The organism is Candidatus Lernaella stagnicola (assembly GCA_030765525.1).
In the GTDB taxonomy this organism is placed as follows: Bacteria; Lernaellota; Lernaellaia; order Lernaellales; family Lernaellaceae; genus Lernaella; species Lernaella stagnicola.
Genome location: JAVCCK010000021.1, coordinates 1 through 26,876, shown reverse-complemented (window position 1 = coordinate 26,876; position 26,876 = coordinate 1). Strand labels below are relative to the sequence as shown.

General features: G+C 59.4%; 22 protein-coding genes and 2 rRNA genes. 12 read left to right on the top strand and 12 right to left on the bottom strand.

Annotated features, from left to right (window positions below; all coding sequences use genetic code 11):
• Position 1: 1 nt before the first annotated feature.
• Complete coding sequence (locus P9L99_10125) at positions 2–856, bottom strand: NAD(+)/NADH kinase (GenBank protein MDP8223704.1); 855 nt, start codon at positions 854–856, stop codon at positions 2–4.
• Positions 856–2,574, bottom strand: coding sequence for a hypothetical protein (locus P9L99_10120; GenBank protein MDP8223703.1), 1,719 nt, complete (start codon positions 2,572–2,574; stop codon positions 856–858). Before P9L99_10120 ends, P9L99_10125 begins: the two co-directional genes overlap by 1 nt.
• A 155-nt stretch (positions 2,575–2,729) precedes the next feature.
• Between P9L99_10120 and P9L99_10115 the strand changes: the two genes are divergently transcribed.
• The 3 genes from P9L99_10115 to P9L99_10105 are packed head-to-tail and all read left to right on the top strand — an operon-like array spanning position 2,730 to position 7,940.
• Positions 2,730–4,073, top strand: a complete 1,344-nt coding sequence (locus tag P9L99_10115) for a replication-associated recombination protein A (protein ID MDP8223702.1) — start codon at positions 2,730–2,732, stop codon at positions 4,071–4,073.
• Positions 4,074–4,117: 44 nt separating this feature from the next.
• Complete coding sequence (locus P9L99_10110) at positions 4,118–6,439, top strand: hypothetical protein (protein MDP8223701.1); 2,322 nt, start codon at positions 4,118–4,120, stop codon at positions 6,437–6,439.
• A 55-nt stretch (positions 6,440–6,494) separates the two neighbouring features.
• Entirely contained in the window at positions 6,495–7,940 is a 1,446-nt protein-coding gene (locus tag P9L99_10105) for a putative metal-binding motif-containing protein (GenBank protein ID MDP8223700.1), read from the top strand.
• Between the two features lie 2 nt (positions 7,941–7,942).
• On the opposite strand, the gene P9L99_10100 is transcribed toward P9L99_10105, so the two are convergent.
• Positions 7,943–8,593: an HAD-IA family hydrolase gene (locus tag P9L99_10100; GenBank protein MDP8223699.1), complete on the bottom strand. Its 651-nt coding sequence runs from the start codon at positions 8,591–8,593 to the stop codon at positions 7,943–7,945.
• A gap of 88 nt (positions 8,594–8,681) precedes the next feature.
• Positions 8,682–9,260, bottom strand: coding sequence for a hypothetical protein (locus tag P9L99_10095; GenBank protein ID MDP8223698.1), 579 nt, complete (start codon positions 9,258–9,260; stop codon positions 8,682–8,684).
• A 224-nt stretch (positions 9,261–9,484) separates the two neighbouring features.
• Here P9L99_10095 and P9L99_10090 point away from each other — a divergent pair, with 224 nt between their 5' ends.
• The 4 genes from P9L99_10090 (at position 9,485) to P9L99_10075 (ending at position 13,226) form a co-directional block, all read left to right on the top strand.
• Entirely contained in the window at positions 9,485–11,011 is a 1,527-nt protein-coding gene (locus P9L99_10090) for an MlaD family protein (protein MDP8223697.1), read from the top strand.
• Between the two features lie 368 nt (positions 11,012–11,379).
• Positions 11,380–11,988 (top strand): hypothetical protein, encoded by a 609-nt coding sequence (locus P9L99_10085; protein ID MDP8223696.1) that lies wholly within the window; start codon positions 11,380–11,382, stop codon positions 11,986–11,988.
• A 349-nt stretch (positions 11,989–12,337) separates the two neighbouring features.
• Complete coding sequence (locus P9L99_10080) at positions 12,338–12,790, top strand: hypothetical protein (GenBank protein ID MDP8223695.1); 453 nt, start codon at positions 12,338–12,340, stop codon at positions 12,788–12,790.
• A gap of 31 nt (positions 12,791–12,821) precedes the next feature.
• Positions 12,822–13,226, top strand: a complete 405-nt coding sequence (locus P9L99_10075; GenBank protein ID MDP8223694.1) for a hypothetical protein — start codon at positions 12,822–12,824, stop codon at positions 13,224–13,226.
• On the opposite strand, the gene P9L99_10070 is transcribed toward P9L99_10075, so the two are convergent.
• The 3 genes from P9L99_10070 to P9L99_10060 all read right to left on the bottom strand — a co-directional run bounded on the left by P9L99_10070 (position 13,200) and on the right by P9L99_10060 (position 17,028).
• Positions 13,200–14,153 carry an aldo/keto reductase gene (locus P9L99_10070; protein MDP8223693.1) on the bottom strand — a complete coding sequence of 318 codons (954 nt, stop codon included), beginning with the start codon at positions 14,151–14,153 and terminating at the stop codon, positions 13,200–13,202. The two genes, P9L99_10075 and P9L99_10070, sit on opposite strands and share 27 nt — an antisense overlap.
• A 66-nt stretch (positions 14,154–14,219) precedes the next feature.
• The gene (locus tag P9L99_10065; protein ID MDP8223692.1) at positions 14,220–15,359 is read right to left on the bottom strand and encodes an isocitrate lyase/PEP mutase family protein; all 1,140 of its coding nucleotides are present in this window, start codon (positions 15,357–15,359) and stop codon (positions 14,220–14,222) included.
• 58 nt (positions 15,360–15,417) lie between these two features.
• On the bottom strand, positions 15,418–17,028 hold the full coding sequence (locus P9L99_10060; GenBank protein MDP8223691.1) for a hypothetical protein: 1,611 nt from the start codon (positions 17,026–17,028) through the stop codon (positions 15,418–15,420).
• A gap of 353 nt (positions 17,029–17,381) precedes the next feature.
• Between P9L99_10060 and P9L99_10055 the strand changes: the two genes are divergently transcribed.
• Positions 17,382–17,549: a hypothetical protein gene (locus P9L99_10055; GenBank protein MDP8223690.1), complete on the top strand. Its 168-nt coding sequence runs from the start codon at positions 17,382–17,384 to the stop codon at positions 17,547–17,549.
• Positions 17,550–17,612: 63 nt separating this feature from the next.
• On the opposite strand, the gene P9L99_10050 is transcribed toward P9L99_10055, so the two are convergent.
• From P9L99_10050 to P9L99_10040, 3 genes are all read right to left on the bottom strand, one after another.
• Positions 17,613–18,653, bottom strand: coding sequence for a hypothetical protein (locus P9L99_10050; GenBank protein MDP8223689.1), 1,041 nt, complete (start codon positions 18,651–18,653; stop codon positions 17,613–17,615).
• A gap of 78 nt (positions 18,654–18,731) precedes the next feature.
• On the bottom strand, positions 18,732–19,463 hold the full coding sequence (locus P9L99_10045; GenBank protein ID MDP8223688.1) for a hypothetical protein: 732 nt from the start codon (positions 19,461–19,463) through the stop codon (positions 18,732–18,734).
• A gap of 30 nt (positions 19,464–19,493) precedes the next feature.
• Complete coding sequence (locus tag P9L99_10040; protein ID MDP8223687.1) at positions 19,494–20,267, bottom strand: methyltransferase domain-containing protein; 774 nt, start codon at positions 20,265–20,267, stop codon at positions 19,494–19,496.
• Positions 20,268–20,480: 213 nt separating this feature from the next.
• Here P9L99_10040 and P9L99_10035 point away from each other — a divergent pair, with 213 nt between their 5' ends.
• Genes P9L99_10035 through P9L99_10020 form a run of 4 tightly spaced genes read left to right on the top strand, consistent with a single transcriptional unit; the run spans position 20,481 to position 26,211 of the window.
• Positions 20,481–22,631: a hypothetical protein gene (locus tag P9L99_10035; protein MDP8223686.1), complete on the top strand. Its 2,151-nt coding sequence runs from the start codon at positions 20,481–20,483 to the stop codon at positions 22,629–22,631.
• 15 nt (positions 22,632–22,646) lie between these two features.
• Complete coding sequence (locus tag P9L99_10030) at positions 22,647–24,038, top strand: putative metal-binding motif-containing protein (GenBank protein MDP8223685.1); 1,392 nt, start codon at positions 22,647–22,649, stop codon at positions 24,036–24,038.
• 24 nt (positions 24,039–24,062) lie between these two features.
• Positions 24,063–25,784: a hypothetical protein gene (locus P9L99_10025; GenBank protein ID MDP8223684.1), complete on the top strand. Its 1,722-nt coding sequence runs from the start codon at positions 24,063–24,065 to the stop codon at positions 25,782–25,784.
• A gap of 19 nt (positions 25,785–25,803) precedes the next feature.
• Complete coding sequence (locus tag P9L99_10020) at positions 25,804–26,211, top strand: hypothetical protein (GenBank protein MDP8223683.1); 408 nt, start codon at positions 25,804–25,806, stop codon at positions 26,209–26,211.
• A 102-nt stretch (positions 26,212–26,313) separates the two neighbouring features.
• On the opposite strand, the gene rrf is transcribed toward P9L99_10020, so the two are convergent.
• Together rrf and P9L99_10010 are read right to left on the bottom strand one after the other, a co-directional pair.
• Positions 26,314–26,430, bottom strand: a 5S ribosomal RNA gene (rrf, locus tag P9L99_10015).
• A gap of 78 nt (positions 26,431–26,508) precedes the next feature.
• Positions 26,509–26,876 (bottom strand): 23S ribosomal RNA (locus P9L99_10010); the annotation flags it as partial.

Sequence of the window (26,876 nt, the reverse complement as noted above, 5' to 3'; positions counted from 1 at the left end):
TTCATCGAGCTCCGTAATGCAGCTTGTCGCGTAACAATTCGAAATACGTGCGCTTCGGGCTTTGGATGACCAGCAGCGGTTGCTCCGACAATTCCGTCACGACCCGGTCGCCCATGTTCAGCTCTTGACCGGCTTGGCCGTCAATGGTCACGAAGACCTCGGCGTCGTCGACCAGCTCCAATTCGATTTTTTGATCCGCCGGCACCACGAGCGGCCGGTTTGACAGCATGTGTGGACAAATCGGTGTGACGACCAGGCAATTCGTCTGCGGATGCACGATCGGCCCGCCCGCCGCCAGATTGTAGGCGGTCGAGCCGGTCGGCGTGGAAATAATCAGGCCGTCGGCGCGGACGATATTCATGTAGATGCCGCCGACCGCGATGCGCAAATCGTAGATGCGGGCCAGCGCCGTTTTGGTAATCACCACGTCGTTGAGCGCCGAGTAACTGGACGTTTCGCCGTCGGTAACGATATCGACCTGCAGGCGCATGCGGCGAATGATCGTCGCCTTTTCCGCCAGCACCAAATCGAGCGATTCCTGGACCTCGTCCCGGCGAATCTCCGTCAGGAACCCCATGCTGCCGAGGTTGACGCCCATAATCGGAGCCTGCCGGCCGCCCAGGAGGCGCGCCGCCGCCAGAAACGTGCCGTCGCCGCCCAGAACGATCACCATGTCGCACTCGTTGAAGACCTGCTCGGTCGGTTGCCCCTCGCCGATGTTGTACATCTTCGCTTCGTTTTCCGGCACCAGGGGGGTCAGCCCGCGCCGCGATATCCAACGGATGACGTGCTTGGCCAAGGTCCCCGCTTCGGATTTGTTGCGTTTGATGAACACGGCCACTTTCTCGATGCCCATTACCAGACCTCCCAACCTTCGGGTACCTGGGTTTCCGCGGGTCGCTTGTTATCATCTTCGAAGTAATCCGAACGCTTGATTCCCGTGGGCGGTTCGTGAATCGGAAACTCGGGCTTGATGCCTTCGACCGGATATTCCCCGGGATTGCTGTCCTCGGATTCGAACTCCCGCCGACTCCAGTAATGCACGAAACCCTGGTACTGCGCCAGCCGATGAAACGCGTATTCTTCTTGGAAAAACTTGTCCGCCACCAAATTCCGGCCCGCCAGATGCACAATTCCCCGCCGCAAGACCCATTCCGGCACGGGTACGGCGACCCTTCGCAGTTGCAGGAATATGTAGTCGGGCTTTTTTTCCTGAAGCACGTAGCGGCTGTTGAAACGCCCGTGACCCGGCGCGCTTTTGCTCAAGTCGGTCGGTGTTTTGGCGATGACCGGGTCGGTCAGGCCGACCAAATCTACGATCGGCATGCCCGAGCAATAGCCGAAAGCCCCGATGGCGATCAGGGCCGCCGACGTGTCCGGCGGCGATGTTCCGGCCATGCTTTGGCCCAACTCACACCAGCCCGCGGCTTGGGCGCCGTTGCGCACGAAGTTGATTCCGGCATTTTTATAGAACATCGCCAACGCGAAGCTTAGCGGCAGCAACAACACGACCAACACCCACAGTGCCGGTCGTAGACGCATGGCGGCCAAATTCGGGTTCGTCCGGTTCATCGTGTCGCGCAATACCCGCACGCCCTCGACCAAGAGCAACAACATCGGAGCGATCGTCGGCACCAAAAACCGGCCGAGCGGAAAGTGGTCGCCGCCCACGTACACCACGGCGACGATCTGCGTGGCTACGACGCCCAGCGTGCCCCACCACCACGTCGGCAGTTTCGCGCGCGTCATGATCACACCACCGACCAACGCCAACAGCAAATAGGGGATCAACGTCGTATTCGCGAAGTCGAACACGTACATCAATCCCGTGGGCACGAGGGATATCCCAGCCCCGGCGGTCTTGGCGTAATACGTGTTCGGCTGCCACTGCCCGAAATATGCGTGCCGCCATAAGAGAAACGCTCCATAGCCGATGGCCACGATCAACATCGGCGCCATCACCCGAGCCAAGCGCCGATCCGGCTTGGCGAAGAATAGCCAGAGGGTGAAAGGAGCCGCCAACAAAATCATTTCCGGGCGCGTCAGGGCCGCTGCCAGCAACAGCACGCCGCAGCCGGCAGCCTGCAACCGGCCACCCTCCTTTTCACCGGCCGCCGTCGCCGCGTAGATCGCCGACAGCAACAGGGCCGCGGCAAGGGTCGTCTCCATACCCGAAGACGCATAGGCGAATACACTGGGGTGAAACATGAGAAAGGCGATACCGGCCACCGATAGAGGCGTTCTTAGGCGCTCCGAGGAAAACCGCGCCAAGAAAGAGATCAGCAACGCGACAAGCGCCGCGTGGGACAGCACGCCGACGGCCAAGGCGCCCAGCCGCACGCGGCCGAGAACCTTCGCGAAGGCCGAGAGTATCAGCACGAACAAAGTGGACGAATACCCCTCGACCTTCTCCCCGATGTTGAATACCAAACCGTGGCCGGCGGCGAAATTCTCCGCGTAACGGAAGGAGATAAACGCGTCGTCGATGGCCGAAAAGGAACCCAACCGCACGGCCATCAGCAACACGACCGCCAGTCCGAGGAACACGATAATCAGCGCGAGTTTACGAACCAAGTGACTCTCCGTCGTCAAAAAACGCCCGGATTGTACCTTTCGTTTGGGCCTACGTAAAGAAATTCCATTTGGAATCGCCTCCGAATTATAGGATAACGTCAATTGAAAAGACGCCCTTAAAGGCATCGGCCGGGGTGATATCAAGGAAGGTACGGATGACCAAGGACCTATTTTCCGGACCGGACGAAGCGCCGAAAAACGCACCGCTGGCCGAGCGGATTCGCCCGCACCGCCTCGAGGAAGTCGTTGGGCAGGAGAAAATCATCGGCCCGGGCAGCATGCTGCGCGATGCGCTAGTGTCCGGTGACGTACCCTCGCTGATCTTCTGGGGCCCGCCGGGCAGCGGCAAAACGACGATCGCCCGCTTGATGGCCGCCTACGTGGAAGCGGCTTTCGTCAACTTTTCCGCGGTCCTTTCCGGCGTGAAAGAGGTGCGGCAAGTCGTGGAGGAAGCCCGCCAACGCCTGCACATTCACGGTCGCAAGACGATTCTCTTCGTCGATGAAATTCATCGTTTCAACAAAAGTCAGCAAGACAGTTTCCTGCCGCACGTGGAGGCCGGCACGATCGTTCTGGTCGGCGCCACGACGGAAAATCCCAGTTTCACGATCAACTCCGCGCTGCTGTCGCGCTGCCGCGTGGTGACCCTCGAGCCGCTGGGCCCGGCCGATATCGAGGCCCTGCTGAACCGCGCTTTGACCGACAAGCAACGCGGCTTGGGCGGCCGAGGTTTGACCATCACGCCCAAGGCTCTGGACCATCTCGCCCAGCAGGCCCACGGCGACGCCCGCGTGGCGCTCAACGCCCTGGAAATCGCCGCAGCCGGCGAGTTGCCCAAAATCGACGGCATAACGACCGTCACCCTCGAAGTCGCCGAGAAAGCGATTCAAGCCAAAGCCCTGCTTTACGACCGCGGCGGCGAGCAGCACTACAATGTGATCTCCGCCTTCATCAAATCCATGCGCGCTTCCGACCCCGACGCCGCTTTGTACTGGCTCGCCAGGATGATCGAAGCCGGGGAAGACCCGATGTTCATGGCGCGGCGCATCGTGATATTCGCCGCCGAAGACGTATCCAACGCCGATCCACGCGCCCTACCCCTGGCGACCGCGGCCATGCAGTCGGTCCACATGATCGGCATGCCCGAGGCGCGCATCATCCTCGCTCACGCCGTGACCTACCTGGCGTGCGCCCCGAAAAGCAACGCCAGCTATGTGGCGCTGGAGGCGGCGGCGCGGGAAGTCAAGGAACGGGGACCGCTGGAAGTGCCGCGTCATTTGCGCAACGCGCCGACCAAGTTGATGAAAGAGCTTGGCTACGCGGACGGCTACAAATACGACCACGATTTTCCCCATCACTTCGCGGGCCAACCGTGCCTGCCGCCGGAAATCGAGAACCAGCAGTTCTATCACCCGAGCGACCAGGGTTTGGAAGAGCGAATCAGCCAACGCCTTGATTGGCTGCGCGAACACCGCGAGAAGTATCCCCAAAAGAAATAGCCTGTGATACACTGCGGCGGTTAACGATGTGGAGACCTCGAATCATGAAACGTGCCTTGCTTCTGCTTATCGCCCTGCTGGTTCTGTTGTCCGCCATCACGCTCGTCGGTTGCAAAGATGAAGACGATGACGACGACGATGACAATGACGACGATAATGACGACAACGACGACGATAACGACGACAACGACGACACCGTCGACGACGATACGGCCGATGACGACACTGGCGGCGACGATGACGACGATGACGACGACGATGACAACAACGACGATGACGACGACGTCACCCCGCCGCCCCCGGTCACCAACGAAGCTCGGGCCGCCGGTTTCCAGCTTTTCTACAAGGAACGGGTCGATCGCCTGCTACTGGCGTGGAACCGCTTCGGGCTGGTGGGCGACGCCTGCTTCGGCACGAACATCCACAAGCACTTCATCGCCAAAGACGACAACTATTACGAAATCCAAGGCGGTGAAACCGATAACAACGACATCGGCCTGACCGTTTGGACGACCTGGAATACGTCCAGGCATTTCGCCGGCCGCAACATCGAACTGAGCCTCATCCGCATGTTCGAAGGCATGGCCTTCTACGAAGCCGTGTCCGGCCACAGCGGCCTCACCTCCCGCGAAGTGATCCCGGGCTGGACGCGCATCATGAACGGCGTGGACGACACGATCACCCGGACGCGGTACGGCAATCCCCTCACGCCGCCGGTGACCTATGCCGGAGATCTCGAACAGGAAATGCTCGATACGTTCTACGATGGGATCATCGTCAAATACCGCGAGAACCCCGGCGAGTACTACTGGAACCTCAAACCGATCGTCGAACTGGAAAACTACGCCGTCACGTGGGTGTTTTCGGATTTCGACGACTGGCTGCACATCTCCAATTGCTGCGGCTCGTGGATGCGCTCGAAAACCGGCATCTGGGAAGACGCCTGGTGGGGTAACCACAACAGCCGCGACAACTTCCCCGATATGGCTCTGGGCTACCTCGCGGCATTTGAAGCGGCCGAAGATACCTCGCTCCCGAGTGACGTACGCACGTCGGCCCAACTGGCCGCGGCGGCCGGGCACCGCGTGGGCGACCGCATCATCGGCGACCGCACGATCCAGATGACCGTCGATGAGCATCACGACTATTTCACCTTCGTGCCCGGGGGGCAGGTACGGCCCGACGGACGCACCGAATGGCAGGATTTGGGCTCGCTGGCCTCCTGCACCACGGCGTACCTGGCCAAGGCGATCACCACCGAAGGCCTCGACACACCGGTCCCGGTGCTGCCCATGTCCGGTTCGGTCGAAAACTCGGCGATTCAGGAATTGCTGCGGTTGCTGGGCTTCGAGGACATCCCGATTCCGGCCAAGCGCTGCAAATCAATTGACGATGCGTTCTTCGGCCTGACGTGGCGCGAGTTTCTCGATGCGGAAGTCTTCGGTGTCGGCTTGTGGGACGTTGCGTTCTTCGTCGCCGAGATCTTCCCGGACCTGTTCCCGACGCTCGTCGGCTCGACCGGCGACGATTTCAAGGAAATGGAAATGGGCGCGATGGCCTTGTGCTACTACGCCGACACCCACGGCAAACCGGATTTGCTGAACGAGTCTCGGCAGCACTTGAGCAATCTGATCGATATGCACTACATCCTGGCCGAGTTGGCCTATGCGGGCAAAGCCGCCATGGCCGGCACGGAATACGAAGCCAAATGGGACGACGTCATCGCCTCGACCCAAGAGCATCTCTACGTCGCCGCGTACATGGGCAGCATGTACGGCATCGAGGTCAACTTGGAGGACCTCGACGGCTTCTCCATCGGCCATAGCCGCGCCAACTACCTCGAATCGGTTCTTTCCTTCGGCGACACGTCGCCTTGGGCGCAGATCGACGACACGGAAATCATGGCGCGCATCCAGAACGAACTCGACCGCAAAGCGGATAATGAGCCGTGGATCGTCGAACGCTACTGGGACCGCTTCAGCGACGGGCCGCCGATCCGCGTCAAGGAAGGCGGCGTCGGTTACGAGGCGGAAAACTGGGCCGGTGAATGGAGCGACGTCGAAACGCCGTGGCACCAATCTTGGAGCGCCAACCATCTGCTTTACGAAATGCCCCTGTGCACGAACGCGCCTTGGGTGTTTTCGTGCGAATGGGCCGCTCTCGGTTGCGCCCGCCCCGATCTGGACGACTCAGGGAGCGTCGACACCGGCGATCAAACCGCGCACGACGCCCTGCTGGTCACCTATGACGGAGTGCCCTGCGACGCGGGCAACGAGTGGTGCGAGGGAGCGGACCTCGATCAGAGCGGTTACGCAGATCAAGACGACGCCGATTTCATGGCCGCCGCGCAGGGTTGCACGCGGTAGCCTTTGGCGTTTACCGTCATTGCAAAAATAACGCGTCTATTCTGGGGAGGATACGATGAAGCTTTCTCTTTCCACGTTCCTTGTGCTGTTCATGGCTTTCTCATTTGCTTTTGGGCTGACCCTCGCCTGTGACGACGACGATGACGACGACGACGCGGCCGGCGATGACGACGACACCGGCGACGACGATACCGGCGGCGACGACGATACCGGCGGCGACGATGACACCGGCGGCGACGATGACACGGCCTGTCCCGACGCCGATGGTGACGGCTTTACCGACGCGGCCTGCGGCGGCGAAGACTGCAACGACGCCGACGACACGATCTATCCGGGCGCCGAAGAAATCTGCGACGACAACATCGACCAGGATTGCGACGACGTCGCCGATGATGGCTGCCTCGCAGTCGAAATCGAAACCATCGTCGAAGACGGTTTTTTCTGCCCGACGCTCATGTCCAGCTACGTGCGTTGCCACGATCTCGCCTACGATTCGGACGGCAACCCGCACGTCGCCTTCTGGGAAGCGGGCGAAGGCGACCTGAAGTACGCCACCAAAACCGCCAAAGACAAAGACTGGACGATCGTATTCCTCGACTCCGAAGGCGACGTCGGCCGCGACCCGTCCATTGCCGTGGCCCCCAACGGCCGTATCGGCATTGCCTATTACACGAGCGGGAGCAAGGAAATTCGTTACGCTTGGAAAGATCCCGGCGGGGATTGGTTGATCATCTCGCTCGGCGCCCATGGCGGTCTCTTGGAAATCGGCGGCGATCCGCATATTCAATTCGACGATTCGAATATGGCCCACATCACGGCCATCAAGTTCGCGCTCGCCTGGAACATTATGTACCACCAGGAGTTCAGCCTCGGCGCGTTCAACAGCACGCGGATCTACACCGAAGGTACGAGCGCGTTCGGCGCCGACTTCATGCTCAACGCCGCCACCAACATGGCCGGAATCGTGCGGCACTACGATGACTACACCGACGGCGTCAATCGGATTTTCTACGGCACCTATGACTTCACCAACGAGGCGACCGAGGAGGATATCGACGACTTCTCCGACGCCGAAGTCTCGACGCTATTCAACGCCTTTGCTTTCGACGGCAACGACGTACCTCACGTCTTCTTCCAGCGCGGCATGCCCATGACGATCATCTTGGCCCAGAAGATCGAGGGCACGTGGCAGAAGTCCAGCCTGCCTGATGATGACCATGCACAATTGACCGGACCGCTGTGCGCCGACCGGTCGCCCGACGGCACGGTGTGGGTATCCTACGGCAGCGATTTCCCGCTTACGCCGATCATCGGCCACCTTCAGGGTGAAGACTGGACCTTCTACGAAATGTTGGATAATGGAGCCGGCGAATACGGCAAATCCGCCAGCTTGGCGGTGGCGCCGAACGGTTTGCCGGGTGTGACCTTCACCTACGAGCCGGATTTCGTCAACGGCGAACTCCGTTATGCGAGGCTGACGGGCACGCTCCCGGTGGACTAGCGCTACAGCAACGTTACAAACGCGGCCAGGTCGTCCACGAGCACGGCGGCCTGGCCGAGATCTTCATCCGCCAAATAGCTGCGCACCGCCACGACGAAACAACCCGCCGCGTTCGCGCTCCGGATGCCGAATGGCGCGTTTTCGACGGCCACGCAACGCCGCGGCGGTAAGCCTAGCTGCATGGCGCTGGTCAGGAACGGCTCGGGATTGGGCTTGCCGCGCAGCACTTCGTCGCCGGTCACCGAAGCGTCCAGATACTCGCGTAACTCGATCGGGAAGATATCCTGCCATTCGGCGCGGCTGGTGCCGGTCACCAAGCCGATTTTCAGGCCCCGCTCGCGGCAGACGCTGAGCGCTTCGATAGCCCCCGGGAAGAGTTTGGGCGCTCGCGCCAGTTCGGCAAAACGTCGCTCTTTAGCTTCCAGCAGCGCGCGCATCCTGGCTTTGGTGCCCATCAGCCCGGCCGCCTTGATGAAATCACGCGCCGACACTTCGCCTTTTTCCCCTTCGCGCAAGTACACTTCGTGCTCGTCGATCTCCAAGCCCAGTTCGACCCCGGCGGCGACCCAGGCTTCGACGTGCGCGCCCATGGTGTCCAGCAACACGCCGTCCATATCGAACAACACGCCCTGGTATTCGCCCGCTAAATTCATTCACGCGCTCCCTACGTTGCGTCCACAAAAAACGGAACCACCCCTAGCGGAGTGATTCCGTGCGTTCTACCACAAAGGGGCCGGTTTTTCAGACGGCCGTGTCGTCGTCGGTGCCGGCGGTATCGTCGTCGCCCAGTGCGTCATCGGGTTCGATTACGCGCTCGGTGCGGCAGTCTACGACCGAAGCGGAGCAGGCGGCACCGAGGTAAAAAGTATCGTCATTGAGGAACCCGAACACATCGTTGGTTTCCGGATCGATGTTCAGGCGGTAGTCGATCAACGTGACCTGCAGGCAGTCGGCGTCCCCGATATTCGTTTTCTGCACGGTCACCAGCACGATCGCCGAGCCGTACACATCGCCTTCAAACAACAGCGCTTGCTCGGACCCGGCGCCCTCTTCCTGCCAATACACTTCGGCCTTGGAGAGGTCTTCGGACTGCTCGATCTGAATGAACCATTCCTCATCCGGAATCGGTTCGCCCGGGCAACTATTAAACGTGGTACGGATGACGCCCCGGTAGAGGCCTTTGATATCCTGGCCGTACCCGCCGCCGCCGTCGTCGTCATCGTCGTCGTCGCTGTCGGCGCACGCCGCCACCAAGAGCGAAAGACTCACTACGATCAAAATCAACCACAACAGCCGCCGGATTTCATGCGGAGACTTCATCTATTTCTCCTTTGCAACATCAAAAGGCCCGTTTTCATTGAGCCCAAAAATCCTTTTTCTTTCGATGGATACCTCGCCGATGCGAATGTGTTGCTTTAAGTTATCGGGGTGAGGTGCCAACTGTCAAGAAAAAAGCGCATCGCTTGCAAACGGCATGACGACACGGTAAGTATGTCCGACTGTTCAAGTTGAGGACCTTTGTACGTTTCGAGCTGGGGAAGCGTGTGAAAAAACTGAATTTAGAAACCAAGGTCGGGGTGTTTTTTGTCGCCTGTTTTGTGCTGATCGCTTTTATCAGCCTGAAGCTTGGTAACTACAAAATCGGCGAAGCCGGCGGCTATACCCTCTCGGCGGTCTTTGATACCGCTGCGGGCATCAACGACGAAACCGCCGTTTCTTTCGCCGGGTTGCGCATCGGCATGGTCACCGACCTGGAACTCGAAAAGGGCCGCGTACGCATCTTTTTCCGCGTCGCCCCAGGTACGGAAATCCCTATCGACAGCGATATTTCCATACAATCCCGCGGCTTTCTCGGCGCGAAATACCTGGAAATCATGCCCGGTAAGGATACGAAATTCTACGAAGACGCCGAAGAAATCACCAACGTGTCCACAACCGGCGAACTCAGCGCCCTCTCCGGCAAGGCCTCCGCGGTCGCCGATGACGTGCAAGCCATCACCGCCAACTTGCGCAAAGTCTTCGCCGGCGAGGAAGGTGAAGAAGGTATCCGCGATATCTTCATGAACCTGCAGGAAATCACCCACCGCATCGCCGGTGCGCTGGAAGACAACCAGCAACGCATGAACCAGATCGCCCAGAATATCGAAACCATGACCGGCCAAATGGCCGCGATGACCGTCGAAAACCGCACCGCCATCCGCGAAGCCCTCGGCGCGTTCCCCGCGATTGCGGGCAACATCGAGATCATTAGCCGCAACCTGGCGCAAGTCACCGACTCCAACAACGAAGAGATCAACCAGGCCGTGCGGGAATTGGCCGCCACCTCCGAACAAATGCGCGCCGCCATGGAACATATCGCGTCGATCACCCGCAAAATCGACGAAGGCGAAGGCACCGTCGGGCAGCTTATCAACGACACCGAAACCATCGACGAACTCTCCGACACCCTGGATACGATCAATGAGTTCGTCGGCCGCATCCGCCGCATCCAAACCCACGTGGGCTACCGCGGCGAGTACTTCCCCGAAGACAACGACCTGAAATCCTACATCACCGTGCGCCTGCAACCGCGCCCCGACAAATGGTACGAAATCGGGCTGGTCGACGACCCCTTCGGCCGCACCGTGGAAACCCGCGAGGTGATCAGCACCACCTACGACGCGGGGGGGCCGGCCGAGCGTAAGGAAAAGAAAATCATCAACAAACAGATCACCGCCGACAATTTGAAAATTAGCGCCCAAATCGCCAAGCGCTGGCGCGACATCGTCGTGCGCGGCGGCCTGATCGAAACCGAGGCCGGTGTCGGCACCGAACTGATGCTTTTCGACGACCACCTGATTCTCGCCCTCGAAGCCAGCGACTTCGCCGACGATCGCAATCCACGCCTGAAGGCGAATATGGATTTCCTCTTCCTCGACCACTTCTTCATCACCGCCGGCGCCGACGACCTGATCCACAAAGACGTCCTGGACGGATACGCCGACCCGCGCTACTTCGCCGGCGGCGGCATCCACTTCACCGACGAGGATATCTCCGCGCTCATTACAAAGGTCCCGATGCCCGACCTCTAATCCGCACGCCGATAGGAGCACACCCAGGGCTCATGCCCTGGGCTATCTGATCACGCCTCTACGGGGCTTTTTTGCCCTCACCCCTGGCCCCTCTCCCACAAGGAGAGGGGAGGCAGGGCGCCAACATTTTCGCTGCCCTCTCCTTGTGGGAGAGGGACGGCCGTAGGCCAGGGTGAGGGCCGGGCAAGGTCCGGCGCTGAAATCGCCCGGGGTGCCATAGTTTCACCGCCATCGGCGGGGAGGCTGTGCGGCCCAGCCTTGTGTTCAAACGACCAGAGGCGCAAAATTCGCATGGTCGGCCCGCCACAACGTAGATTTTCTTCATCGATGTCATTCGCCCGGGAACGGGCCCTTCGCCGGAGTGAACAATGCGTTCGATAATTGAGTTCGGTGTCCCCAGAATTTGCATGTTGAACAAAACACGGCTGCTTTTAGGAGCGTTCCCATTCATCGCGATAGTCATTATCAGTTGCGCCAGCGTCGCGAACCGTGTCTCCATCCCCACGATCGAGGAACTGCCGGCAGGCTACGGGTTTTTTGATGGAACGTTGAACCTGACGTTCCTGAAATCTCCAGATGGCTGCGCTAAATTAATGCCTACACCGACGTTGGGTATTTGGGCAACCGGTACCGGCACCCTTCAATGGCGACAGTCCGATGGCCGCATCGAAAATCTTCATTTTTCATCCTCTAGGGTACTTCAACTCGACGTCCCCGGTTTTGGCACGAAACCTTGCTTCCCCTATCGCGATAACACCTTTCTCATGCTGGCGGATTTTCGGATATCCGCGGAAACCGTCTACGTCGGTCGGATCCTTCAAATCGCTGTGTGCACCGGCCAGGGTTATTGCCCGAAAACCCAACCTGAAGAAATATCGTGCGAACTGGAATGTCGATTGATGTTTTTACGCGGCGATCTGCGGCGCGGTATAACCGTTGACGAATGCATTGCTAAAATGTGCAACAAACCGAACTAATCCCGCCTTCAGGAACCGTTGAAGCAGCACGGATTTTAAGGGACACCATCCTTAATTATTTCGGCTTTCAGTGAATAATCGAGACACATAACAAGTACATGTCGCCGTTTTTTACGAATCGGCGAGGAGGCTGTGCGGCTCAGCCTTGTGTTCACACGACCAGACGTGCAAAATTCGCATGGTCGGCCCGCCACAACGTAGATTTTCCACCATCGATGTCATTCGCCCGGGAACGGGCCCTTCGACGGAGTGACCGATGCGCTCAATAATTCGGGTTAGTGTCCCCCACATTATTCTTCGGAGAAACTAAAGAAGTATGCACGGGACAAAATACTATCGGCCGAATTCCATGATCGTGGTGATCGTGAGTATTCTCGCGTATTTCGCGACCGGTCTCGCGATTCTCGCGACTAGGGGATGGGGAGAAGCTTCTTTCGATGAATTGTTTTTGCTGGCCCTTTTTACCCTTCGTTTTCTTATAGGGATCGTCATCGTCATCATAATTTCTACATTTATCGGTCATCGTTTTGGGTATTTCGACGTAAACGAGGAGGGTATTGCGAGACATATTCCGTTCGGCGGCCGCCAATTTATCGCTTGGGATGATTCGAGGGAGCCGCGTGTCCGGCGCTTCATGTGGCTCACAATTGTCTCGGCACCGAAAAAGGCGGGGCAAAAACGGATGTCTTGGGTCTTCCCGTTCCCGAAACAAACCCAGTTCAAGGAACAATGCAAGGAATTGATCGCGCGTGCCGGAAGCGACGAACGGCCTTTCTTGAGGTCGCTTGCTAATATCGCATAGGCAGAAGGAATACTCTGGGGAGAAAGCTAAAATGAATAAGAATCAGAGGCCCATAGTCGCCATCGTCTGTGCTTCTTTTCTTTTGGCATGGATGGCACTGATTATCGTAGCCCTGTTCGTGACGGCTTACGGAGAAAAAGTCGAACCCCTCGGTTGGCTTCTTGGCTGGGCAAATTTCTCGTTTTTCTTTCTGGCAAACGCCGTGGCGCTTTCTCTGTTGTGGCGACGGCGTGAGTCGACCTACAGATACCTGGAGGTTTACTTCTTCGCGGCGTTTTGTTTCAAACTCGCCTTCCCTTGGTTCTTCAATGGCGCGTCCGATCGTTGGCCGGTGATTCTCGCAGTCCTCGTCTTCGATTTGCCTTATTTGATCGCAGCCATTTCACTAAGGCGGTTTCGCAGGCGAGAATTAATGAAACCGCACGCGAGCGGTTAGTTCGTTGATACGGTCCAGCGTGTCGCGGTCCAGGTCCCAGCCCACGGCGCGGGCGTTCGCCTCGACCTGCTCGGGGCGCTTGGCGCCGGTGATCGTCGAGGCCACGAACGAACGGCGCAGCACCCAGCGCATCGCCAGGTGCGGCAGCGGCACGTTGAGTTCGGCCGCGATTTTCTTGAGCCCTTCGACAATGCTCAGCACGGACCCGTAATTCTTTTCCGAGAAGAGCGGCACGCCGTTGCGCCAGTCACCCGGTGCGAGTTGCAGGTCCGGCCCGTACGTTCCGCCCAGAATGCCGTAGGCGATCGGCCCGTAAGGAATGAAGGCGATGTCGTTATCCTCGCAGAAGGGCGTGACCTCGTCCTCCGGCTCGCGCATCAGCAGGTTGTATTGATTCTGCACCGCGTCGACCGGCCCGGCGCACATGGCGGCTTGAATGTGCGGCACGAGCACGTTCGATAGGCCCGCCGCGCGTATCTTGCCCTCTTCCCGCAGTTTCATCAGTTCGCCGTAGCTGTCGCAGACCGGCACGTCGTCGTCGATTTTGTGGATGTAGTAGAGGTCGACGTACTCGCGCCCCAACCGCCGCAGGCTCGCCTCGAGCGCCGCGCGCAAAAACTCCGGATGGTTGTTGATACGCACCTTCGACGGGTCGGCCGGGTCCCACTCGTGGCCGCCCTTCGTGGCGATGATCACGTCGTTGATCCCCGCGCCCAGCGCTTGGCCGACTAGTTCCTCGGAGCGACCATGACCGTAGATGTCGGCCGTGTCGATGAAACTGATACCCACCTCCACCGCGCGGCGCACCAGGGCCATGCCCACTTCTTCCGAGAGATTCTCATAGAGGTTGTGGCCGCCCACCGCGTTGGTGCCCAGGCCGATTTCAGTCACGTACAGGTCGCTGTGTCCTAGTCTGCGTTTCTTCATGTTCTTACCCGTCATCGAAGAAGAAGCGGGACGGCGCCGCGGCCGCCCCCCGTTGATGAAACCTACCTAGACAACCTTATCGTCGGGCAATTCTTCCACGAACTGCGTGCCCAAACGAGCGCTTTCGAACATGTCGCCGACGACGTGGTGCATCGGCACGCCCGAGAAGAAGTGGTGGCTCTTGCTGGGGAAGTCGCCGCCTTCCACGAATTCCTTCTTCTGCAGGTTGATGTAGCCCTGCTGCTTGCCTTCCTTCATCTCCTGGAGCAAGACGCTCAGGCCGTGGGCCGTGGCGTGCTGCGCCCCCAGGGTGATGAACAGGAACTTGACGCCCAACTCGCCCAGCGCGTCGAAGGTCATCGGGTTCTCATCGTTGAACCACTTGAAGGAAGAACTGTAGTTGAACGCGAACTTGGCGTCCGGAAATACTTCGTGCACGCGCCCGGTAAACTCTTCCAGCGGGCCGCGGTCGGAGGTCGGAAATTCGCACCAGACCAAGTCGGGCACGCCCGTGTCGAGATACGCCAGCGCGCGCTTGATCGCCAGTTCCATGCCGCGGGCGCTTTCCGGCGCGTCCACCGCCGAGAGGCCGTCGGTGCGGGCGATAATCACGAAGTCCCGGTTGCCCAGGTCGTCGGCCACGGCGCGCATCATCTTCAGCTTGCCGACCATCTCACCTTCGGGAATCAGCGCCTTGCCGCCGATATGCCCGCAGCGCTTGGGCAGCACCTGGTCTTCGATATGCGCCGCGGCAACCCCGGCGTTAACGTAGTTCTCGGTAGTGCGGGCCACGTTGAACACGTTGCCGTAGCCGCCGTCCATGTCGATGATCATCGGCGGAATGTGCAGGTGCTTGGGCGGGATGCCTTTTTCAGGATCGCCCACCGCCATCGCCAACTGGAACTTGCGCAGACCGCTGATTGTGCGACGCGCTACGTCGGCGATTTCGGTGCCGGTGTAGAGGTCCATATCGGTGCTGCCCACGTGACCGATGGCGAAGCTGTAGCCGCTGAAGTACACCGCGTTGAAGCCGTAATACATGACCAGTTGCGCCGTCATGGGATCGTACACGCCGGGACCGAAAACATAGGGCTCGGTCTCCAGCATTCTCCGTAACCGCGTACTCGAATTTTCTAACCGCGACGCGGGAATCTTCAACCCCTTGGGCAGCAACGGAGTTTCGACCAGTTTCATCTCCTTGCTCATTTTCAAACTCCTTCTTTTGTTCACTCATGAACGGAATCAAACCAGGATTCGGGATCGATCAAACGGGATCAAACCAACCCTTGGTGATCATCTCTTCACTGAGACGGCGCGCCTCGCCGTACTTCGCTTTCGCTTCCTCAGGCGTGTCGCCGGGCAAGCCCGCCAAAATGCCCGCCAATTCCTCGTCGTAAAGACGGCTGATCAATTCCGCTGTGTGTTCCACGCGCGCGCCGTCGTCGTCAACAATCGTGACGTGAGCGTTGTGCATGACGCGCTGGGCGATCATCAACCGGTAAATGCGGTCCGTCGCCAGGTCTTCCATGTAGCCGTTGATCAGGCTCGCACCCCGGCCGGTGATGAAGCCATGGCGGTAAAGGATCGTCGTGCGCACCGCCGCCCGAGTCCCGGCCAAGGTCATCCGGCCCACGCCCAGCGGGGCTTTATCCAACGCCGGGTACTTGTCGTAGTTCGGATCGAAGGCGTTCAATTGATTCGGATTCGGGAACTGCGCGAGGGCGATTTCGTTTTGATCCGGGTGACCGGTCCAGGCGCCGTCCATGCCGCAATCGGCTTCGTTTTTCTTATCCTGCGCCAGCACCTTGAGCGCCCGGTCGTTTAGCTCCGCGTCGGCCCGGCTGGGGTACAGCGCCGTCATGCCGCCGATCGCGAGCATGCCCCGCGCGTGGCAGATCTCCGGAATTCGCAAGCGTACGGCCTGGAAAAACGGCACGTCGTGCGGAATCGTGTTGCGATCCGGCAGCACCCATTCCGGGTCATCCAAGTGGTAGTGAATCAGGCTGGCCATGTAATCCCAACGACCCAGATTCAGCCCGAGCAGGTGGTCGCGCATGTGGTAGGCGAATTCCTCGAACTGGTACGCCATGGAAAACGATTCCACCAGCGCCATGGCTTTGATGTAGTCGGGCTCCCAGCCTTTCGCCGCGGCGATGGCCTTGAAGGCCCCCGCCCACCACTTGCCTTCCTCGGCCGTTTCGGTTTTCGGAATGTAGAATGAGAGGTTGTGCTTCAAGCGGTCGCGGTCGATCTGATAGGCCACCAGCGCCAGATCGAACAGCGAAGCCGAGGTCAATCCGCCGCCTGGTATCACGCCGGCTTGCGACAAATGCAGGCCGCGCACCCGCACGTAGGTGACGGTTTTGCTCTCGACGATCCTCACGGTGTCGCCGTTCTTCTGGTAGGTCAATTCGTCATAGAGCGCTTGAACCGCGTAACCGACGCCGCGCATCAGGTTTTCCCACTGATTGCTCATCGAGTCTTCGAGGTCCAGCATCACGCCGGGCGCGCCGGAGTTGAGCATCTTCACCGACAATTCCGCGTCGTCCACCGGGCCGGTCATCTGATTGCGTTGGTCCTTGACCCAATCGGGCAAATCGATTTTCCAGTCGCCCTGCGACGCCTCCGAGGGCGGCAAATATTGCGGCTGCTCGCCACGGTGCGCCGCCGCCATCCTTTCAATCCGAAGAGCCGCTAATTCTTGTTGGCGTCGAGTGAACTTTTCGTGAAGAGGCTGGTAGAAATCCCAAAAACCGGCGGGCAAATCCGTGTGTGGATCAAAACCCTCCGGCGTCGTATTCATGCGGGGGTCGTATTCCATTTTTGCGAATCCTTCGTCACCCTTGCCGGGTTTGTTTTGCTGCGTAGACGTCATTTTTTTCTTTCCTCAATCTGCCGGCCGCACGGTTACAAGCATCGCGCTGCAACCGCAAGGACATACCTCGCTTGCGCGCCCGTGCCTATGTTATTCCTCCTGAGAGGAGCGCTCTGTTAGGGACCCTTTTCTCGAACGGTTTACGAAAACCCACCCTTTATTTCAAAACCGGCGACCGCCAAGGGGTCGTGCTTTTATGGCCGATTATCCAAGCCGTCGTTTTCTCAAAAATCCTTGTAGTCGAAACAGAAAATAAGTCGCGATTTGGCCAATGCCAACCTTCGCCCGCCCTTTTTTCGCCGGAACCGCGTAAGTTCCCTGCACGCCAATAGGTTCGAAACATTTCCGGCCACTTGCGGTCGGTACGTCGCCGGGATTATCGAACCGCCGCCCACCGCCTGACCGCAGCGCTACGCGGTGTGCGATTCACTGACGATTTCCTAACGACACCCGTCGCGCCGATCGACGAATGCCACGCCGTCATCCGCTTCGAACTCGTGCATGAAGTGCCGGAAAATTAATCAGTCAGGTAGCGAGGACCAGTCGAGCTGGCGCGTGCCGCGCGCGTTGACGGAAGAATCGGGTTAGGGGCTATATGTTGTGGTCGCCGGCGATTCGAGATTGTGTTGCAGAAAATCCTTCGCCAAGCCCCAACCCTCGGGATAACCGTACGCTTGGCGAAGCACCGGCATGGGAGCCGTGGAAAAATCGTTGATCAACAGCCGATACCGATGCAGTTCCAGCGCGATCTCATCGGTCAATCCAACGTTCCAGGCATTTAGATAGGTACCCACCGCGTCGATGATTGCCGCATCGATCTCGCGCGTTACGCGAATGACGATGTTGTTACTGACGCTGCCGCCGGAATGCCCCAACAAGACGACCTCGACGTCCTCGCCAAAGCGGTCTTTGAGCAACTTATGCCCGAGCAGCGTTTCGTAGACACGCAGCCCAAGAAGCGAAAATCCCCGGCGTAAAAGATGCCGCACGAGTTGGTCCTCGACCATGTCGGCGCCGGCCGCGCGCATCGTCACCGAGAGGACCACGTAGCCCTCGTCAAGCCACGCCTTGAGCCCGAGATCCCGGAAAAACGTCTCCGCATGTTGCCCATGCCCATGTACTCCAAGAATCGCGCGGCACGGCGAGACACCTCGCGGCGTATACAAGACGCCCTTGGTCATGCCCACGTAACGATCCACGAGTAAGAATTCTTCGCGAGTGAAATCAGCTTCTTCGTGGCGCGCTGTGTAAATCACCTCAAGCCGGCGCTCGTTGAGGCCGTCGAGCAGAAAGTCGATGTTCAGCGCCTGGATGATCGCGGCCCGGAGTTCTTCATACGGCAGGGCGGAAGTCACCGGCCTCTCCCAGCCCGCCTCTTTTATCGACTCGGCCAGTTCGGCTTCTGAAACGGGCTGGCCCTTCCTCGAGTAGCGCTCGGCAAAACGCCGGTAATCAGCATCACACGATCTGGCGTGTTTACACTTCCAATTCGCTTCGGGCGCTTCCTTTTCCACGACGTTGCGGTAGCCGCGGTTGCCGCCTACCACCCACCAGCCCGCGATGACGGCCGCCGCCAACCCGAGCACCAGAACTATCAACACGCGTCGGCGCACTCTTCTTCTCACAAACCATCCTTATGACGAGCAGTCAGATGTATCGCCTGTCGAGGCGGTCGATTTTACAGAATATTTCGGTGGGCTGCACTAGGGGAAGCAGGGGCCGGTCAACGTTACCGCGTCTCCCTTGCCGGCCGCCTTCGTGTTCGGCTTGGCGAAACGCGGCCACTCTACTGTTTCATTGAAAACATTGAGGCCGAACATCGCCGTCGTCGGCCTGATCACTTTGCTGACGGGGTCGCGTCCCATAACGTCGGTGTTGATCCGGATTTTCTGCCAATCGGGATCCAAATTCCAGCGGAGCTCGCCCAGCCATCCGTCCTTGCCCTGCAAATCCAGGATGTCCGGCTTGAGCGCCTTGTCGTCTTGCGTGAGGGAGAAGGTCGTATCGGTCAACACGGGTGTGACTTTTTCATTCACTCGCACACGAATAGCTAAAATCGGCTTCTTGAACGGCTTACCCTTGCCGCGACGTAACAGCATGTAGTCGCCATCGCGCGTGCAGCGGCCAAACGGTATCGCCGGTGACTCGCGTTCCTTACCTCGGAAATAGTACTCCGCGTGACAATAGTTCTCAGAATCAAGGGTTTCCGGATCGCGCGGCACCAACTGTTCCGGTGCGTCGGGCCTGAAGCCTTGTATCTGTTCCCCGGGCGGAGGTGTGGTCGCTTCCGGTTTTTGGCAAGCAAGCGTGAACAACGACAGCATAACGATGGCTGACATTAAGCCGAGGTGCCCGATACCGCCTATCCTTCGAAGTTTTCGTCTAAGTCGATTTACCATTCCGAGAAGTTTAACAAACGGCGCATGGGCGAACAAGGCTTCGGTGTCCGCGCCCGCGGGACGGGCTCACGGTTTGGGCGGCTTGTGAAAAACGATGTACGCGTTACGCGGCCCGCCAATTTCCACGACTTTTTTTTCAACCGTTTTCACTCCGGCTTTTTCGAAGGAATACGCGATCCGTTCGAAAAGATCCTCGTCGGGTTCGCCGTCGACCACGCCGGACACGTATACGATCCTGCCGTCATCGCGCAGCGCGTTCGCCAAGGTCTTCAAGCAATCCTGCCCTTTGCCGTCCACCTCTAAGATGCCGTTTTGATTACGCTTGGCGTCGAAGGCACGAATCGATAGCAACACCGCCACGTCGATGGAATTCGCCGGCAGGCGCACATCGTCCATCGTCGATAACACTGTTTCTATCTTGTTCGCGTGGGGAAACTCGTAAAGGTCCATGGCGTATTGAAGAAAATCCAACGCGTCCTGGTTGACGTCGACCGCGTAAATACGCGCAAAGGGTACCTCGCCCTCCAGCATGGCAACTTCCAGGGCTCCGGTGCCGCAACCCAGGTCGGCAATCGTGTCGTCGGGCTCGAATTGGAGGAGTTGCAGAATCTGACGAAACTCGGCAGTGCCGCCCAAGAGGGCTCCTAGAGGCAAGCCAACGGCCGCTTGTCTTTTGACCGCTCGCCGATAGCTTTTCATCATCTTCACGGTGACCTGATCGTTGAAGCTGCGCGGTACCCGTTCAAGGACGGGCTCTTGGCACGCCGCGATGCTTATCAGCAAACATACGATTACCAGCAGCCATGATGGCCGGCACGTTCGGCGGCGTTTTTCGGTCATGTTTCCTCCAACTCTGGCTGCAGAGCCTAGCACGGTCGCCGCGTCGGCCTCAACGCTGCAAACCGTCGCCCAATGCGGGAAGATTGTCACCGACGGAGGCTCAAGACTTGGACTTTCACCGGATAATCCCGTAGACTTACGCAATCGACCATAGTCGGGTTTTTACGCGCGATTTCGTCACTCTTTTTCCGAATCAATGAGCGGGAAGACAACATGGCCGAAGCGAACGTTACGAGCCACCCCGCGGGCACAAACGGCGCGGATCCCGGCTACGGGTTGTTTTTCGGCAGTTTTATCTCGCTTTTTTTTGAACTCGCGCTGATTCGTTGGCTCCCGGCCCAACTACTGTTTCTCGGTTTCTTCTCGAATCTGGTTTTCATCGCCACGATATTCGGCCTCGGCATCGGCTTTTTTGCCCCCGCGTACGGCCGCAAGGGGCTATTTTCCTTTCTCGCGCTGAGTGCGGTGTTGGTGCCCGTCTTCGCTCTGCTGGGATTCCCGGCCGCGGATATCAACATTTCGCAGGGTCCGATTTACTACTTCAACGCCGCCAACGCCTTTACCGCCAAGCTGCCCGTACCGTTTCTGGCCACGTTAATCATCCTCGCGTTGGTGGGTTGGGCGATGCCCTTGGGGGCGTATATCGCGCGGCGATTCGGAGAACTACCGGCGCTGCGCGCCTACTCCATCAATGTCGCCGGGTCCCTAAGCGGTACCGTGGCTTTTGCGCTTCTGGCGTGGCTGCAAACTCCGCCCGCCGTTTGGTTCGGCCTCGTTCTCTCCCTGTGCGTCGTGTTGATCGCCGCCGACGCGCCGGGCGATGGACGTCGTATTCCGCGGTGGGTTGTGGCGCTGGTACTGGCGCTCATCGCGCTTGCCCCGACGATCCCCGAATTGGGCGACGAACGCGTGCATTGGTCTTCCTATTCGAAAATCACCGTCTGGCCGCACCAAACGCCTGCCGGCGCCGAGTACGCCGACACGCATTTTTTGCAGGTGAACAATATCTTTTTCATGGAAACCGAATTCGCCGACCCGCTTCCGCAATTCGATGGGTCCGGCGAAGCCGTGGCAGGGCCGCAAATGGTTCGGTATCTCGAGCAGTTGGCGGAAACCGCCCGCCGCCGCGCCGCGGCGAATAAACCGCTACGCGTCGCCATGCTTGGCGTCGGCACCGGCCGCTTAGTCAGCATGATTCGCGCGGTCGTGGGGCCCGAGGCGCACATCGACGCCGTGGAACTCGATCCGCAGATCGTCGCCCTGTCGGGAATCTACAACCGGCGCCGCCCCTTCAACGACGCGGCCGTCAACGTCGTAATCGACGACGCCCGCGCTTTCCTGCACGACGGCGATACGACCTACGATGTCATCACCATGTTCGGCGTCGACGCCGTGCTGTTGCCCTCGCCGCAAAGCACGGTCCGTTTTGACAGCTACTTGTACACGACAGAAGCGTTTGCCCAGATTCGCCGCCGCTTGGCGCCCGCCGGCTTGTTCATCGTTTCCTACGGTGTGCCGCGGCCCTTCATCCGCGCCCGCCTGTACGAAACGATCCGCGAGGTTTTCGGTTGGCCCCCGGCAGTTGCCGCGTTTGCCCATAACACCATCGCGTTTCTCACGGCCAACGACCGGCCGTTGGAACAACTCGATGACGTCCCGGCTTGGAATAACGTCGGCGACGTGGCGCCCGCGTCGGATGACTGGCCCTTCTTTTTTCTCAAAACGCGAACCTTGCCGGTGGAATACCTGACGGTGTTGATCTTCTTTTTCGTCGCCGCGCTGGCCCTGGCCGTCGTGCTGCGACAACGTGGTCAAGGCGGCGGGTATTTGCTCTTCTTCTTTTTCCTGGGCGCCGGCTTCATGCTGGTGGAGGCGTCGACCGTATCGCGATTGCACGTCTTGTTCAGCGTGAACTGGTATGTAGCATCCATCGTGTTTTCGCTGGTGATGGTGGCAATCCTGCTCGGCAACCTGATTGCTTCCCGCGTGCCCCGACGCCTGCTGCCGATCGTCTTGGCGGCGACGGCCGCGGCGGTCGGTGTCAGCCTGGTCTTCGAGCCGGCGCAACTGCTGGGGGCCGGTCTTCCGGCACAAATCGGCGGCGCGATCGCGTTTGCCGGTCCGGCGTTTTTGCTCGCGGCGATCGGCTTCGCCACCGCTCTGCGGGACCTGCAGCCGAGTCGTGTCACCAATGCCATGGGAGCCAATCTCGTCGGCATGGTGTTTGGCGGCGTGCTTGAATTCAGCGCGATGATCACCGGCTACCGCTTTTTACTCGTCCACGGATTGTTTTTCTATTTCGCCGCGTTGGGCATATGGTGGTTGCTCGGCGCGCGCTTGTTCGCTAACAATTCCGCCGAATAAATAGGAGAAAGCGTCTTGAGTAATCCAGAACGATGGCTTCGTCTGCTGGCGCTGATGCTGCTGTTGCTTGCCGTGTTTTCCGGCTGTTCCGACGGCGACGATGACGACGACCAAACCGGTGCCGATGACGACGACGACGCGGACGACGACTCCGCTTCCGGCGACGACGATGACAACGACGACACCGATTGTCCCGACGCCGACGAGGATGGCTTCACCGACGCCGCCTGCGGCGGTGAGGATTGCGACGATCATGACCCGTTGAGCCATCCCGATGCGGCGGAATTATGCACCGATGGCCGCGACCAGGACTGCGACGGCGTCGAAGATGACGGCTGCGTCTACTTCGACGTGGAGACGGTGCTGGACGACTACCTGCCGAACGAAGACCGCCGCTTCTATTCCCTCGCGTACCTAAGCGACGGCACGCCGGTGGTGGCCTATTACGCTCCCGGCCCAAAGGCGTTGGGCGTGTCGGTCCGCACGGCGAAAGGGTGGCCGACTCGGATCGTCGACGAGCAAGGCGACACCGGTTGGTACGCGTCGGTCGACGTGGACGGCGCCGACCGCATCGGTGTGGCCTACCACAACGCCACCGCCGGCGATTTGAAAGTGGCGTTCAAAACGACCGCTGAAGACTGGACGGCCCGCACCGTTGCGTCCCAGGGGATGACCGGTCTCAACGCGAAATTGCATTTTGGCCTCAACGATGAGGCCAACGTGTTTTGCATGAAAAAGTACGCGGACTGGTATATCGCGCACTACGAGGAAGCGGGCGCCGCGTGGAATGAGTGGCAACGCTTTGGGAACGCGTTCGTACAGATTTCCTACACCTTCGACGCCCACATGGCGCCGTCGGGTTTCCCCGTCTTTTCGTGGCCCGATTATAACTACGAGATGTCGAGCGACAAGTACGGCTACGACGCCATGTACGCCGGCTGGTACGACCCGCTCGGCGGGGATAACTCGGTCGTGCTGTACTGGGGCCATCTGATCGACGTCGACATGCGTTTTACGGCGGTAACATGGGACGAAGATAACCAGCCGATGTCGTTTTTCATCACCGACGCCGTGCCGGTGATCGTGGTCGGCGAGTTCACCAACTCCTGGGGAATCTACGACCTGCCCGACAACCACGTCGCCCCGGCCGCCCCGCTGTCGGCGGACACGGCGAGCGACGGCACCGTCTACCTGGCCTATACCAACGCGCTGTCGAACACGCCGCGCATCGCGTACCGGACCAACGGCGTCTTGTGGCGGTTTGCTGATGTGTTCGATGGCGACCAATTCGGCAGTGGGGCGCAACTGACGGTGGCGCCGGATGACTTGCCGGGGGTCGTCTTCTTGGACCACACCCAAGGCGCGCTACGTTACGCAAAAATGAAAATCATCCCGGAAGTCGATTAGCGGCCGGGGGAAAAGGAATCCATCATGAGAGCGCAATCGACCCTTTTAGCCGTGATTCTGGTGGCGGCACTGGCGATCGCCGCGCAGGCCGAATACGGCGGCTGGACCTCCCTCTATTCGATCTCCGACCACAACCAAGGGCTGATCGATGTCTCGGCGCCCGACCAAGACACCGTGTTCGCAGTCGGCGCCGCGAGCGAAGACTCCAGCACGTTTGATCTGATCTACCGCACGCTGGACGGCGGCGCGACGTGGGAATCGGTCTACGAGATGAGCCTGAATTTAGCCCCGGAAAACTTCTGCGAGTTTTTGCGGCTGATCGAGGCGCGTTCATCCGTGGAGATGGTGACGCCCGAATTCGGCCTCTTCGGCGGCTCGGGCGTCGACCTCGAGTGCATCGAGCGCTTCGGGCATACCATCGAAGAGCAGTTCGCCTGCATCCTGGTTTGCGCGGACACACTCCAGCCGCAGCTTTGGCTCACCGAGGACAGCGGCGAGACCTTCCACGACGCGGATATTCCGCCCGACGACAGTTACGGCACGATTCAGGATGTGGTGATGGTCGACGACCTGGTCGGGTACGCCGCGGGTCTGAACAGCTATTTCATCAAGACCACCGACGGCGGTTTCACGTGGTCGACGATGCCGGCGCTGTACGCGCCCCGACTGTATGTCAATCGCATGCAGTGGCTGGACGAAAACGAAGGCTGGCTGGCGATCGGCCAATGGGAAGAAGAGCCGGAAAAGGCCGAACCCTTGCGAGGCAGGGCGCTGATCGCACGACAACTTCACCGCATGCGGATGAGTTCCGACCCGCTTTACCGCCGGGAACACTGGGCCAAAAGCGATGAAAAAACGTATATTTCCGGCTCGATCCTGCACACCACCGACGGCGGCATGACGTGGGAAGTCCTCAAACAGAGCACCGCCGAGGGGTATAGCTGGGTCTTTTTCGTCGACCGAGATACGGGCTTTATCGTGGGCGACGAAACGGTCGTCGGCGGGTTTATTTCCAAATTCTACAAGACCGAAAACGGCGGCGACTCGTGGGAGCCCTACCTACAAAACTTCCCCACCGAGATGCCGGGCATCGCCGGCGAGTGGGCGCCCGAGGGCGTCAGTTTCGTGAACCCCGGCTTCGGCATGGTGTGGGGTTACGCGGCCAAGACCTTAGCCTATGCCCCGGCCTTGTTTTACACCGTGGATGGTGGCGACAACTGGACGCTCGATGAGCACGCGCTGACCTTCGACGGCGGCCAGTATGCGCTGGCGTGGGTCGACAACACGACCGTCTATTCGGTCGGCATGCACGTGAACCTGCTCAAATACGAGGGCACGAACTCCGGGCCGGTGGCCGACGCCGGAGCCGATGTGGTCACGACCGTTGGTGAACCCGTGACACTGGACGGCAGCGGCAGCAGCGATGTCGACGGCGACGGGCTGTTTTACACCTGGACCCAAACGGCGGGTGTCGCGATGCAGCTTGACGACCCGGCGGCCGCGCAACCGGCGGTTGTGGGCGAGCAAGAGGGCGAAGGGATCTTCGCTTTGGTTGTCAACGACGGCATGGTCGACAGCGACGCCGACCAGGTTACCGTCACCGTCAACCCGGCCGTGGACGATGACGACGAAGCCGCCGATGACGACACAATCGACGACGACGACGATGACGATGACACCGACGGCGAACTCCCGCCCGGCGACGACGACGATGATGATGACAGCAGCGGCGGAATCTGCGGCTAACCTTGGAGAGGAAGGTGTAATGAAAAGTGTGAACGTCGAAAAAAGCCCACCAATGTCCGGGCTTTTGTCCTTGTGGGGCATGATTTTGGCCTCGGTAATGGCCTACGCATACCTGGGCGTGTTCCGTTGGCCCGAGTTGAGAGAGACGGTCCCCGCCCCCGGCCTCGCTGCCGGCATGGGGCTTGTGGGAACCGTTGGTTGCGCTTTATCGATTGTGGCCTATATCGTGGTTCGATTGGTTTTCAAAAAGTCCCCGGTCGGCAAGCGTATCGCGTGGTGGATTTTGGCCGAGACGGTCGCCCTGATTGCCCTGGCCTTCTATTCACTTCCGAATTTCCCGGGCTGGCTGTTCGGCGGGCTGATCGTTTGCGCGGTCGGGCTGCTGCTTTTCACCAACCCCTGGCGAAAGCTCCCCGCGTCGAAATAGTGGCGCGGCGCGGCTTTTCGCGTTGCCTCGGTTATCTCCGGTAGTAATTTTAAAAAGAAAAAGCCGAGCCCCTTTCGGGGTACGGCTTTTTACAAAATGGAAATCCGGCGGCGACCTACTCTCCCACCTAGCTACCCGGGCAGTACCATCGGCGCTGGAGGGCTTAACTTCCGAGTTCGGAAAGGGATCGGGTGTGGCCCCTCCGCCATAGCCACCGGAAAATATTTTCAAAGAAAATGATAGATGACAAACGAACAACCTATGCGGGCGCAATAGAAGGGGAAAAGGATTCACTTGATGGTCAAGCCTCACGGGCAATTAGTACCGGTTAGCTGAGTGCATTACTGCACTTACACATCCGGCCTATCAACCTGGTAGTCTTCCAGGGCCCTTTAGGAACCTAAGTTCTGGGATGACTTGTCTTGGAGGAGGCTTCCCGCTTAGATGCTTTCAGCGGTTATCCTTTCCGAACTTGGCTACCCAGCAATGCGGCGGGCGCCACAACTGGAACACTAGAGGTTCGTCCACCCCGGTCCTCTCGTACTAGGGGCAGCTCCCTTCAAATCTCCTACGCCCACGACAGATAGGGACCGAACTGTCTCACGACGTTCTAAACCCAGCTCGCGTACCGCTTTAATTGGCGAACAGCCAAACCCTTGGGACCT